Here is a 13,881-nt window from a genome sequence, read left to right on the forward strand (position 1 = left end):
AAATGTTATTTTTTTAAATAAAGAAACCAACAACCAATACCCGCTATTAGACCACCGATAGATGCACCTCGAATAGCTCTTAAAAATCCCGACAGAAAATTACCCAATGGCACGTCCTGAAATAGATACAGATATGCTTTTGCTAATAGATATATAACCACAGCGATTAAATTCATTGTCAGAACAGATGTGACTACTAAAAAAATTAATAAAGCAATTTTTTTATTGTTATTCATTTCTCATCCTTTTTTATATTGGAATTTGCTGGATCTATCAAGATGTTAAATGCTTCACCAGCAGATCCGCCACCAACTGTTCCCATAACCCCAGGTAAAGGATTTAACACCGCAGGTTTAGAAATACCCATGCCAATAGCATCCCATCGCAACGTCTTCCAGGTCGGATTAATGATATCATCAGCAACTGGAGCAATAAATTTATTACCTATTCCATAACCAATTGCCCCACCTAAGCCGCTAATTGTGCCATACAGGAATGGGTTTTTTCCATCTATATAGCTTGTAGTAGCCCCACCAGCTGCATTTATCATAACGGTTGATTTAAAACCTGTGTCTCTGGTCAAAGCACCGACCCAGTAAGCAGATATTATATTTTTCGGATCAATTGAACCATTCATCCCCAAATCAATTCCACCTACCGCCCCTGCACTAATTAGACCGCTTGCGATCATTGCAGAAGGTAAAACAAAGCCAGACATAGCTGTTCCCATTGCAGCTACAGCCAGCTCGCATGACACTGGTGTATTGCCACTACAAGCTTCCTTAATAGCCGCTTGCTGTTCTTTTTGCCATTTTTCTACCGTACCCGGTTTATGGCCTTCCGCAGCAGCCAGTACACTGGCGAGATTATTATTCTCAACCGTCGTCTTCCCGGTCTGTGCGGCGTAAGCCGCACTCTGGGTGCTGTCGCCCACCAGTCCACCGGCGAGGCCAGAGGCCAGGGTGGCCAGCGCGGAGACGGTTTCTTTTTCGCTTTCGGTGAGTGCGCCTGCCTTCTTGCCGTACATCTCGGCGGCAATCATGTCCGTTAGTTCGCCGGTTATCGCCCCTGCGGCACCCGCTGCGGCGTTCTGGCCCTGGGCGGCGGCGAGGGCGGCATTGACTACCGCGTGTGCCGCGATTTTGGCTGCATTATCGAGCGCGCCAAGGCTTTGCTATCAGTTATTAGTAATAACTTTACCGCTGATTTTTCCAAGCATGTAGGGGGGTCTATATAGATCAAAGACTTACCACCAACTTCATTCGTAATGTACTATAAGTTAACATTAATTAAAAATTATAAAATATAAACAAGCAAGATATGATACTTGTGAAAGCCATAGGAAAAAGAATTTCAGGTTATTAAATCTTAAGCGAAGCAACTCCCTTATAAACATAACCTTTCCATTAATCTGCATTCTTATATTTGAAAAACATCGACAATGTATAAAGAAAAGTAAATTGGTTGCAACCCCAGAAATTAATATATATCTCATAGAAGCACGCTCCCATTCAAGAGCACATCCCACGATATAAATAACAAGAAACACGAAGGATGAGAAATTCGATAAAAATTTATTTTCGAAAAAAAGAAAGTCAAAAAAATAAAAGGATTCCATCCCTTTTCTCGCGCCACCCAATACTTTGCAAACAAAAAAATAAAAAATTATCGCCAAAACTATCAATAGCGAAAACATAACAAAACCCAAAATCAAATCACTTCTTCCATCAAAAATCATGGTAATATATCTCTGTTTGCTTTCCCATTTATATCGACTTCACGTAAAGGTGTGCGGGTTTTTACATCACTTATAGCTAATGATGGCCCCTCACCGGAAATAAGCCTATCGAACCTATTCCATAACCCACATCAAATGAATAGGCATTGTCAGATTCCCCGATAAAACCTGAAAAATAAGGTCAGAAATCAATTTGGTTTTGCACCACCAAACCTGAAATTATCAAATTTTGTTTCAGCAAAAAAATCGAATATTAAATCAATTTCTCAACACGGTGCTCGCTGCATCGACAACCTAAAACAAAAATTTTCACTGCCTGCCGCCTTAAATTGTGTTCTTAGTACTATCGTTTATGAGGAAAATCTATTATTAGCTTGTAAAATGGGTATTTAATGCTCATCTCTTTTTCTTTGACACTCATTTATCTTAGCAAATAACTAGGATCCGCTGCCCGCTGCTATAGCCGCGATTAAGCTTACCGTTAGTACATTTTCGACATCGGATTTATCAATGAGCATGCGATGATGAATAACAAGCTTTATGCCTATTAAAGCAATTGAAAAAAAGAAAACACAGCATATAAATAGATAAAGTATTCCCAAAAGCAAAAGCTTTATCGTAATTTTATTTTTTCTTTTCAATAAATTCTTCCTTAATTGTATTACCGAAAAATTTCATCCGAAAGAAGCAATCATATTGCCATAAACCCTGAACGTGAACTAAAAAATAGGAAATTGCAGATAGCATGCGCAGAAAACAAGACTTATAACTATAAAAACATAAAACGATATTTTTACTTATCTTCATTTTCAGCTTTTTAAGTTTGTCTTTAACTTGATTACCAAAATATTCACTCGATAGAGATCCACCAATAGCTTCAAGGATATTGTTTGTCCTTTAATGTATAATTGTTTCTATTCTTACTACCCTCTGGACACAGCACCACCGGGGCAATTCGCCACTGCCGACACAGTGAAGGAGGTTTTCTACAGCATCAGATAGCTGAAAAAATTTTTCTTAGCACATAGGGCGCTATTAATAATTATTGATGATAATGAATGCTATTTTTTGATCATAATTTAAATAGCGATTACCTCCACCCTAATTTGGCTCGTTCGCTATGCTGGTTTTTTTATATTCATCCTTGTTATGACCGCGTCATAATCAGTAATATTGTCGCACAATGTTTAAAGCGCTACCCCCTATCGCTTTATATATTTCTTGGTGAATTAATTATCGATGTGTATGTTTTTTATTTCAATTATTCACCCAATCATTTAACATTAACATTCATGATATATGGCTCGATTCCTTACAATTGATTATGGAGTAAACCCATTATTAAATGGTTGTTACATTATCCAGTTCACTTTTTCTCATTACGCTCATCAATTTTTGTAAATAACCACACTCTGCAACCACATGCAACCCCTACAATAAAGCTTCCTACCAAAAGATAATCAAACTCTTTACGAGTGATATTTGGTCTACCATGAGTAATCAACTCAATAAACACATTATTAACTAAAAAAATAAATACGAAAAAACAAGCGGCATAGTAAAATACGCTCAATATAAAATTTTTGAATGTAGCTTTCGGTTTACTTTTTATCTTTTTCATTAATTCCATCCTTTACTTTATTACTTATAAATTCGCCACCAAGCGATGAAATAATATCATTTACCTCGCCCGGCAATGGAGAAAATTGGCTAAATAATCCCCCTGCGAGCCCCCCTAGGCCTGCACCGCTAAGAGAACCTGCATCTGGACCATCGGTAAATAATGCTCCTCCCATGCCAATGGCGACATTAGGAATAATTTTACGTCCCGGGGCTAACATTCCGGTTGCGAATGAAGCGGCACTCCCCTTGTAATCCCAAGATTTTTTCTCATTACCCGGTTGACTCAAATCATAGTATTGATATGCACCATTTGCCCCCCATGCGACAACTCCACCACCCACAACTTTACCCACCGATGCCGCTGGCCCCAGGTACCACGCCCCAGCGATAAGAACGCCATCGGTATAACCCTCAACTATCACTTTCGTGATATTAGCGCCATCGGGCAGCGTTCCGGTTACCAGTTTATCTGATGCATACCGGATCTGTTCTTCTGTCGCTGGATTAAGCACCTTCCCGCTATCATCCGTAAGATTTGTATTGGTCACCAGTGACACCTGAGCCTGACCATTAACCTGTACCGGTGGGGGCAGGAAATAATTCCAGCCATCACCCATGTTATTATTCTCAACCGTCGTCTTCCCGGTCTGGGCTGCGTAGGCCGCGCTCTGGGTGCTGTCGCCCACCAGTCCACCGGCGAGGCCCGACGCCAGGGTGGCCAGTGCGGAGACGGTTTCTTTTTCGCTTTCGGTGAGTGCGCCTGCCTTCTTGCCGTACATCTCGGCGGCAATCATGCCCGTCAGTTCGCCGGTTATCGCGCCCGCGGCACCTGCGGCGGCGTTCTGGCCCTGGGCGGCGGCAAGGGCGGCATTGACCACCGCGTGCGCCGCGATTTTTCCTGCATTATCGAGTTCGGATTTATGCCCGATAAAGTCCGCTATCCACGGTGCGGCACCGCCGGCCAGCGCGGCGCCCAGGTCATTACCTGCCAGCCCCTTAATCACCGCGCCCGCGGTGTCCATCACCCGGGAATAGGTTCCGCCTACTCCGAAGCCGCTCGCTTTCACTTCCGCATCGTAATAGTTCTGGTAGGCCTGGGAGGCGATATCTTTCGCATCCGGGTTCGCTTTCGCGTTTTTATCCAGGATGTCCTGACGCGCCTTATCCAGGTCATCCTTTGACGCCGTCGCCAGCTTCGCTTTCGCCGCTTCGGTGGCGTGAATCGCCATCTCGCTGCGCACGATGTCCGTCGCCTGGCTCACCATCTCGCCCACCAGCTGCGCCTGCTGGATGCGCTGCTGCTCTTTCTCTTTATCGAATATCTGCGAAATCGAGCCGTTGGCGTGCTCCACGTCGCGGCTGAGCTGCGCCACGTCCTGGCCCTGCTTGTCCTGGTCGCGAATCACGAGGGTACCGTCGCTCACCGCCGCCCGGGTGGTGCCGCTGTCGTGCCCTTCCTCATTCACGCCCGCCAGCATGGTGTTCGCCAGGTTACCGGCAAACTGGCTGCCGATGCTGCCCCCGGTGCTCAGGCCGATGCTCTGGTGCTCAACCTTGTAATCCGCCTGGTTGTGGATGTCGCTGAAGCCCAGGGTGCCGGTGTCGAGGCGGTTTTTGTCCGCGCTGGCGGTGGAGCCGATAACCGCGCCGTTAAGCTGGGTGTGCTCGCCCACGGTGACGTCGAAGCCGCCTTTCCCGGCGTAGATCCCGGTCTGCTCAACCACGCTGTCGTAGTTGCTGTGCATCTTGTCGCGGCTGAGGCTGACGCTGGCCGAGCCGCTCATCGATCCGATGTTAAAGCTGCCGCCCGCGCTGGCATTCTGCTGTTTCGAGTCGTAGCGGTCGCTGTCCTGCTCGCTGGTCAGCGTCAGGTTGCGGCCAACATCGGCCTTCACCGTCTCGCCGCTGACCTGCGCGCCCGTCAGGGTGGTGTCGCGTCCGCTGGTCAGGTTGACGGTGTCTCCGGCGTTAACCAGCGTCTCGGTATGGGTGGTGCCGTTGCCTTTCTCGCTGCCCTTGCCCTGGTTAACGCTGGCGGACACGTTAATGCCCCAGCCGCCGGACCCTGCGCCAATGCCGACGCCCACGCTGCCGCCGCTGCTCTTGTTGCTCCCGGTCTGCTGCTGGGTGTTCTGCGCCGACACCAGGTTGATGTCGCGGTTGGCAGTCAGGTTCACATCCTTACCGGCCTGCACCGTTGCGCCCTGCATCAGGATGTCGCCGTCCACGCCCTTCGCGCCGGAGCCTGTGGCTGTGATGTTGACGTTATCCCCGGCGGTCAGGCTGCCGCCGCGCGCGGTGGTCTGTTCGCTGTGCTGGGTGGACGATGAGGACTGCGAGCCGTAAGAGAGACTGACGCCGACGGTGTTATCGGAGGCGGCTGGCGTGCCGGCCTGCGCCATTGCCAGCCGAGCGGCCTGCGCCGCCTGGATGCCGGTCAGCGCCGCTTTGGTGTTCTGCAGGGCGGCAATGCGTCCGTTGCCGCTGGACTGCGCCTGGTGCGCGGTCTCAACGGCGGTATTCACCGCGCTGCCTACCGTGCCGGAAAGCGCCAGGGTGAAGCCACTCTGCTTCTGCTCCACCTTGTGGGTCTGCTCGTTATAGTCAGCCGCGGCGGTGATGGCGATGTTTTTGCCTTCCAGCGTCATATCCTGCCCGGCGATAAGCTCAGCGCTGCGGGCGTTGAGATCGTTGCCGGCCTGCAGCGTCAGGTTGCCCTGGCTGCTGCCCACGGTGCTGATGGCGTGGCTGATGCTCTTACCGTCATCGGTGGTGTTCAGGCTCTGACTACCCACGGTAAAGCCAATACCGCCGGTGCCCATCAGGCCGGACTTACTCTCTTTGCGCTGATGGTTCTCCTGCCGGTGCTCCTCAACGGTATCGATGGTCAGGTTGTTGCCCGCCCCGAGACGCACGTCGCCGTCACCCGCCACGTTGCTGCCGCGTACCGCCAGGTCGTTCCCGGCCAGCAGCGTCACCTTGTCGCCGGTGAAATTACTGGCGACGGACTCTGTCGCCCGCACGTCATCGTGGGTCTCCAGCGACTGCGCGGAGAGGAAGCCTTTGCTGGTCTGCTTGCTGTGTTCGGTAAGGTGATACGCCGACTCGCCCGCGGTGATGTTGAGATCGTGTCCGGCGGTGGCGGTCAGCGCCTCCCCGGCATCGACCGTGGCAGCACGCGCGTTAAGGTCGTTGCCCGCCGAGAGCGTCACGTTGCCGTTGCCGGCGATCTGGCTGCCAACCTCGTTACGCTCCGTCAGGTCGCGATAGTTATCCTTGCCCCAGTCGCCGCGCTCGCTGTGCGTGGTGGTAATGGTGCCGAGGTTAATGTTATTGCCTGCGGCAATGGTGGTGGTGCTCTCTTTGCCGTTGTTGCCCACCAGCGTGGCGGCGAGGTTAACGTCGTTGACGCCCTGCAGCACCAGTTTGCCGCCGTCGTTCTGCACGTAAATCCCCGCGGTGCGATCCAGGTGACGGTTCGCCGCATCGCCGCGCACAGTACTGGTGCTGGTGAGATCGCGTCCGGCGCGGATCTGCAGCGCGTCATCGGCCAGCAGCGTGCCGCCGATATTGCTGAAGTCGGTCAGGGCGGCGATGTCGATATTGCTGCCGCGGATCGTGCCGCTGTTGGTGATGTTGTTGCCGCTGAGCGCAGTCAAATCGCGGCCCAGCAGGGTGCCGCTGTTGTTCAGCTCGCCGGTCTGCAAGGCGACGCGGTTGCCCGCCAGCAGCGAACCGCTGCCGTCAACGTCGCCGTCTTTCACCCGCACGTAAACCTGCGGGACCAGCACCTGCTGGCTGGTGCCGTCCGCCAGCTGCACGGTTTCGGTGACCATCCACACCATGTCGGAGGTGAGCAGGGCCATCTGTTCCGGGCTGAGCGCCACGCCCGCGGTCAGGTTATGCGCCTTCGCAAAGGCAATGCCCGCATCCATCAGCGCTTTGTACTGGGCGTTGTCGTCATCAAAACCGCTGAGGTAGCGCTGTCCGGTGAGGTTAGCGACCTGATCGCGGATCAGCTGCTGCTCATAGAAGCCGTCGCCGAGGCGTTTCAGCGTGACATCCCCGTTGGGCGACAGCGCTTTCTGCATGTAATCCGAGCTGAGCCAGGTACGTTCGTTGGTGAAACGCGCGTCGGTTTCGATCAGGTAGTTGCTGGTCGGCGAGGCGTGCACGGTATAGAGGCTGGCGGACGGCAGACGGGTGTTCACGCCGCTGGTGCGCACCAGGCGATCCGGCGTGTTGCCGGATGCGTCCTGCACGTTCTGGCCCACTTCCCAGCTCTGGCCCGGTGCCAGATGCACCGGCTGCGAGCCGTTAAAGGTCAGGGAAACCGGCTGGGCAAACTGCCCGGTATTGCGTCCGCCAGGGGCGGCGCCGCTGCCCTGCACCGCGCCATTGCTCTCCCAGGCGAGGGTGTTGAGTGAGATAGTCTGGGTGACCGCCGCCGGGCGATAGTCGCTGGTGCTTCTGCCCTGCGAGGTTTTGGTGCCGCCGAGTTTTCTTTTCTTCTTCTTGGCATACCAGCGCGTCTGCGACCCGACGTCGGTGATGATTTTCACGCCGGTGGTGGCGTCGTTATTCAGTACGCTGATGGTGCCGGCCAGCAGTTTGGCGGCGACGATCTGGCTGTCCTTGTTGTGCAGCAGATCGCTGTTGATGGTGAGATTGCCCCCGGAGATGATTTTGCCCGGATCGCTCTCTTTCACCCGCGTCTCCTGCACGGTGCGGGTGTAGTTGTATTCGTAGAACTCGCTGCCGCTGGTGCCGTCAGGCATCTTCGCGGTGTGAACCCCGTATTTGTTCTTTTTACTGGTATTGACCTGGCTCCAGTCGAAGCGATCCCGTTTGCCTTTCAGTACCGCGTCATGATGGCGGGAGACCTCGCTGACCACCACTTCGGTGACCAGATTGTTATTGAGGTTCTGGATCTGGCTCATGTCGATGCGCATGTCGCCGCCCGACTCGATGGTCGCCCCGCGGTTGATGAGCATGGCGCCGCGGCCGACAGCGTTAAAGGCTGCATCCAGCGCACCGCCGATCGCCATCGCGCCTGCGCTGTAGATCAGGCCGTGGCCGCTGTTGTTGAGATTGCCCGCGCCAATATCCAGCCGATCGCGCGCCGCGATGGTCCCGGCGACGCCGTTTTCCGCCGCGTTATTCAGCGTACCGGCCTGCAGCGCAATGCGATCCCCGTACAGCCGCCCGCTGCCGAGGTTGTTCAGGGTGCCGGCCTGGATGTGGGTCAGCGAACCGTCGATCAGCCCGCGGTTGGTGAGCGTATCGTTCAGAATCAGGTGCGTTTCGCCGCCGCCCAGTTCAGCGCCTGCGGCGTTGCTGGCGCTGGCGGCATTGAGCGTCAGGCTTTTGCCTGCCAGCAGCTTGCCCTGGTTATCGACGTGTCCGCCGCTGCTCAGCGACAGTGCACCGTTCGCCACCATCTGGCTCTGGTTGGTAAAGCCCTGGGCGAGGGTAAGGTTCATATCGCCGTCGGAGAGCACTTTGCCGTCGCCGCTCAGGGCGCTGGCGTTAAGGTCGAGGCGCTGGCCGGCGACCAGGTTGCCGGCGCGGTTATTCACCGTCAGCGGCGCATCGCTGCCGTCGAGGGTCAGCGCCTGCCCGGCCTGCACCGAGCCGTCGGCGTTGTCGAGTTCACGGGTGCGCAGCACGGCGTTCTGATTACTGCCGAACACGCCGCCGCTGTTGCCCAGCGAACCGGCCTGCAGATCGAGGTTGTTGCCCGCCACCAGCGTGCCCTGGGCGTTATCCACCGCACCGCCGATGCGGGCCGTAAGATTGCCGTCCCCGGCGGCGATGGTTTTCCCGCTGCGGTTGCTGAGCGCTGCGGCGTTAAGCTCCACGTCACCATCGGCAGCAAGCGTGCCGCCATCGTTGTTGATGGTGTCGTTAACGGTGGCGATCAGCCCGCCATCGCCGGATGCTACCAGCTGTCCGGTGCGGTTATCGAGGCTGCCAGCGGTGAGCGTCACGCCGTTATTGGCCGTCAGCACGCCGCCGGTGTTGTCCACCGCACCATTGACCTGCGCAGTCAGGTTGCCCTTGCCGAGCGCGGCCGTCTTGCCGCTGCGGTTATTCAGGGCACCCGCCGTCAAATCGACATCGCTGTTGGCGGCGATGGTCCCGGCCTCGTTATTCAGCAGGTTGCTGGCGCGCGCGGTCAGGCTGCCTTCTCCGGCGGCGATAAGGCTCCCATTGCGGTTGTTCAGCGTATCGGCACCGAGCCGGACAGCGCCATTGCTCTCGATCGCGCCGCCGTCGTTATCCAGCGCGCCGGTGGCGGTGACGTGCATATCGCCCGTGCCTTTCTGCACCAGCTGCCCGCCGCGGTGCGACAGGTTACCGGCATCAAGGGTGATATTGTCTGCGCTGGTGGTGGCGTTATTGAGTTGCAGATCGCCGACCTTTGCCGTCAGCGCGCCTGCCGAGGCGATCTCGCCCTCATCACCGCTGAAGCGCGGAGTGGTTACCGCCAGGGTGCCTTTCCCGGCGTGAACGATTTCACCTTTGCGGTTATCAATATTTCCGGCGTCGAGGGTGAGATTTCTGGCATTGGTGGCGATGCGCCCGCTGCCGTTGTTCAGCGAGCCCGCCGGGGCCAGCGTCATGTCTTCGTCGCCGGTCTGGACGATCTCGCCCTGCTGGTTAGAGAGGTCGTGCGCGGTTAGCGCAACGCGTTTCGCATTGAGCGCACCGCCGTCGTTATTGAGCGTCCCGGCGCTGCGCGCATCAAGGCTATCGGTGGCGACAACCTGTGCCTGACGCAGATCGAGATCGCCGTTACCGGCGTCGAGCGTCGCAGCGCGGGCGCTGGTACGGCTGCCGCTGGCATCGAGGCCGTTGCTGCGGGTAGTGAGCGCGCCAGCGGTCAGGTTTTCACCGTGCATACTGAGCTTGCCGTCGCTGGAGAGGCGCAGGTCGCCCTGCGTACCGATGCTGCCGTCGTTGCGAATACCGGCGGCGAGGGTGCTGGTTTTGCTGGCGGTGATGCGCGAGCCGGTCACTGTCGTGTTGCCGGTGGCGGCGAGGCTACCGCTGTGGTCGACATCGCCACGGCTGGTCACCGCCGCGTTACCGCCCGCGAACAGATGGCCGCTGTTGGTAACGCCATTACCCGCCAGCTGCATGTCGCCGCTGCTGTTGATGTTGCCGCTGTTCTCAATGCGGCCATCGGCGGTCACCACGACGGTGCCCGCCTGCGCGCCGATATTCCCGGCATTGCGCACCCCGACCCCGGCTTCGGTGCCGGTAAGACGGATTTTCCCGGCATACATCCCGCCGAGGTTTGCCACGTCCACCGCCAGCTGTGGGCGGGTCGCCGCATCGGCGGCCTTCGCCTCGATGCGATCGTGGGCGGCATCAACGTTGTTCGCCCCGGTGGTGACTTTCAGATCCTTTGCCCATAGCCCGGCGTTTACTTTGGTTGAGCGGGCAATGATGTCGGTGTAATCCTGGCGGGAGCTGTCCATGCCCTTGCCCTGAATCACGATCTCGCCTTTGTTAACCGCGTAGCCGGTGAGATTGCCGTCTTTGAGCTGCGCCTGACCGGTTGTCAGGGTGGCGCGGTTAGCATTGATGAAGCCGCAGCCGTCGCAGGTGATGCCCGACGGGTTGGCGATCACCACCTGAGCTTTTTTCCCGGCCACTTCGATGTAGCCGTTCAGGCGGCTTGGGTCGCGGGAGTTCACTTCGTTGAGGATGATTTTAGCTTCGCCGCGCGCCAGCCACGGGTTCGCCGCTACCATGCCGCCCTGCTGGGTCGCGACGTTTTTGCGGCTGTTGTTAAGGATGGCGCCTTTGCTGTTGACGTCGAACTGGCTGTAGACGTTGCGCGAGACCCCGGCTTTGCTCGGCGTCTGGATGTTGACCTGTGGCGTACCGTTGGCGCTGTTGAGGATGGTGGGTTTCTGATTCCCTGGCGCGTTGCGATCGGCCACGATATTGGCCGCCGCCGGCTGCACGGCACCTAACGCCAGCAGCAGACCAAAGGAGACGGCGCGCAGGCGCGTTACGCACTGGCGCTGCACGCAGGACGGGCCGGATGCCGGACAGGCTACCGCACGACAGCTCCGGGAGATCTCTGCCACTACCATCAACATACCGCGCGCTTTGTTGAACACGATACGATACAGATTCTTGTTCATCCTTAAATCCCTGTTGCGTGTGGCAGCGCCGGGCCGCCACGAAAAGCGTAAATCAGTAACTCCAGTTCAGGCTGAAACCGAGCGTGTAGTGGCTGGTCTGGAAGCCGTCGGGTCGGGAGAACGGCACCCCTGCGAACAGGTCGTAGCCAGTGTTAAACGCGTTGCCGCGCAGGCCCACCACGCCACCGGCCAGATGTTTGCCGATCAGCAAGCCGTTGCTGGTGCTGCCGCCGACTTCGCCATAGTCGGCACCTACATATAATTCCTGCTGCGGGAGCGGCGTTTGCCAGGCCAGATCGTTGCGCACAAACCAGCCGCGGCTGGCGCTGAGGGTGCGCTCCCCGTCGAAGCCGCGTACCGACCAGCGGCTACCGATGGCGAACTCCTCCTGCGGAGTGAGGCGCGTGGAGCTCATCTGGCGCTGATACTGCACGTTGTAGCGGAACGACTGACCGTAAAGCGTGAACGGCACGTCCAGCCCGGCGTTCAGCGAGACGATTTTGCTCAGCGCGGTGGCTTCGCCGCTGTACTCTTCCGGGGCCGGGATCGCGCCGAACCAGCGGGTGCCGCGCTGATAGCTGACGCCCGCATCCAGGGTGCTCTGGCCAATGTAGTGACGGTGCTGAAGCCCCACACGCCAGCCGGCGGTCTGACGGCGCTGTACCTGCACCTCGGTATCATCAATAAAGTTACGCGACTCGCTGGTGAGGACGTCGGCAGTGAGGGTCGTCCGCTGCGTACCACTGCGGTGCAGCACGCGGCTGAGCTGGACGTCGAGGTTTTTGCGTTTCCCGCTGTAGCGGTAATCCTCGTTCAGGCCCGCGACGGTCTGGCGATAGTCGTAGTCGCTGTACGTCACGCCCGCCATCCAGTAACCAAACGGCACAGAGTAATGCGTGGTGACGTTTTTACTGCCCTTGTCGCCGCGATCGTGCAGGCTGCGCGAGCCGGAGATGTAGAACAGGTCGCTCAGGGAAAGCGGATTATCCAGCGACAGGGTCAGGCCGCCCTGGTAGCGCCCGGTGCTGCGCGAGCCGGAATCATCCAGCGACGCGCCCAGACGCCACATCTTGCTCTGCTGCCATTTCACGTCGATATCGCTCTCGCCCGGCTGCTCGCCAGGCACGATCTCCATGCTCGCTTCCACCGTCGGCAACCGCTGCAGGTTTTCCAGCCCCTGTTCGATGTCGCGCAGGTCAAGCAGGTTGCCAGCGTGAGCCGGGAAGGCACTGTAAAGCGTCAGATAGCGGTCGCTGTCCGGGGTGCGTTTCACCTCGCGGACGTGTCCTGGCAGGATCACCAGCGACAGGGTGCCGCGGGTTAAGTCCTGATCCGGGGCCAGCACACGGGTGGTGATGTACCCGTGATCGATAAGCCGGTTTTGCAAAGTGCTCATCAGCAGGTTGATGCCTTTCCCGCCAAGGCAGTGCCCTTCACCCTGCCGCGCCAGACGCTGGAGGGGCAGCCAGTGGGGCAACGCCTCCTGACCGCTCAGCTCAACCCGGTCAATCCGGAAACAGGGGGTTTCCGGCTCAAAGGTGATACGTCCGAACGAGGAAGCCGGGGGAGAAAGACGGACATCCGGGGTTGGCGGTGTCAGGGTTTCTTCCAGCGCACGCTGGCGCTGCTGTTGATTCTGGAACAGCCTCTCACCACGGTTTTCCAGCATCCGCTGAGGCAGTGTGGCCTGGGCAGCGGCGGCGGCCGGCATCGGGGCGGCCGTGGGGGCGGGGGCGGCGTAAAGCGCAGGGGAAACCACCATCGCAATGGTCAGAAGCGCCCGATAAAACGGCGTTTTTTTATCCAGGGCTTCCCCTGAGAACATGCAGTGCGTCATCCCTGGAACATCTCTTTTTAAATACACAGGTGCTTAATAACTAAACAAACGCCGCGATGATAGGGGAACTGTGAAGTTGTGTAAATAAATGTGGCTTTAACGAAACCATTTTCCGATTAGTGCCAGATTCGGGGATTTGAGCCGGGCCGTGGGCGAAAAAAATTTCGCTTAATCAACGGTTTTACTTAAGTAGCCGCAGTGCCAGAAGGGGTGAGAAACAGGTTAAAAATGTGAAAAAACCTACCAGAAAAGGTAGGGGGTGGTCCGGAAACAAAAAACCCCGCCGGAGCGAGGTTTTTATTCAGGACTTGCGGGTGGTAACCGCAGAGCACACTGTGTTACGTCAACAGCGTAACTATACGACGAATTTAGCTTGGCTGCAATTTTAGCGCCGCCTGGTGAGCCATTCAGAGTATGGGCGAGGCCACCTTTTTTGTCGAATATATACTGTTCATTTATACAGTACTTTATTATACTGGTTTGGCTGACGCAGAGGTGCGATACGGGGGCCGCGTGTATAC

General features: G+C 56.2%; 5 protein-coding genes. All 5 read right to left on the reverse strand.

Going from position 1 to position 13,881, the window contains the following annotated elements; translation table 11 throughout:
- Positions 1 to 5 precede the first annotated feature (5 nt).
- Positions 6 to 236: a hypothetical protein gene (locus ET34_RS22535; RefSeq protein WP_152548387.1), complete on the reverse strand. Its 231-nt coding sequence runs from the start codon at positions 234 to 236 to the stop codon at positions 6 to 8.
- Entirely contained in the window at positions 233 to 1,042 is an 810-nt protein-coding gene (locus tag ET34_RS20975) for a VENN motif pre-toxin domain-containing protein (protein WP_072002015.1), read from the reverse strand. Before ET34_RS20975 ends, ET34_RS22535 begins: the two co-directional genes overlap by 4 nt.
- A gap of 2,062 nt (positions 1,043 to 3,104) precedes the next feature.
- The gene (locus tag ET34_RS22540; RefSeq protein WP_072002017.1) at positions 3,105 to 3,359 is read right to left on the reverse strand and encodes a hypothetical protein; all 255 of its coding nucleotides are present in this window, start codon (positions 3,357 to 3,359) and stop codon (positions 3,105 to 3,107) included.
- The gene (locus tag ET34_RS0111615; RefSeq protein ID WP_031522216.1) at positions 3,340 to 11,523 is read right to left on the reverse strand and encodes a hemagglutinin repeat-containing protein; all 8,184 of its coding nucleotides are present in this window, start codon (positions 11,521 to 11,523) and stop codon (positions 3,340 to 3,342) included. The genes ET34_RS22540 and ET34_RS0111615 overlap by 20 nt, the downstream gene beginning before the upstream one ends.
- A gap of 52 nt (positions 11,524 to 11,575) precedes the next feature.
- The gene (locus ET34_RS0111620; RefSeq protein ID WP_031522218.1) at positions 11,576 to 13,192 is read right to left on the reverse strand and encodes a ShlB/FhaC/HecB family hemolysin secretion/activation protein; all 1,617 of its coding nucleotides are present in this window, start codon (positions 13,190 to 13,192) and stop codon (positions 11,576 to 11,578) included.
- Positions 13,193 to 13,881: the final 689 nt, after the last annotated feature.

The sequence above is a fragment of the Siccibacter colletis genome, from assembly GCF_000696575.1.
Taxonomy (GTDB): Bacteria; Pseudomonadota; Gammaproteobacteria; order Enterobacterales; family Enterobacteriaceae; genus Siccibacter; species Siccibacter colletis.

Excerpts from the sequence above, each read along its gene's own strand:
- ET34_RS0111620 (WP_031522218.1), bottom strand. The coding sequence starts at position 13,192 with ATGCTGGAAAACCGTGGTGAGAGGCTGTTCCAGAATCAACAGCAGCGC.
- ET34_RS22535 (WP_152548387.1), bottom strand. The coding sequence starts at position 236 with ATGAATAACAATAAAAAAATTGCTTTATTAATTTTTTTAGTAGTCACA.
- ET34_RS22540 (WP_072002017.1), bottom strand. The coding sequence starts at position 3,359 with ATGAAAAAGATAAAAAGTAAACCGAAAGCTACATTCAAAAATTTTATA.
- ET34_RS20975 (WP_072002015.1), bottom strand. The coding sequence starts at position 1,042 with ATGATTGCCGCCGAGATGTACGGCAAGAAGGCAGGCGCACTCACCGAA.
- ET34_RS0111615 (WP_031522216.1), bottom strand. The coding sequence starts at position 11,523 with ATGAACAAGAATCTGTATCGTATCGTGTTCAACAAAGCGCGCGGTATG.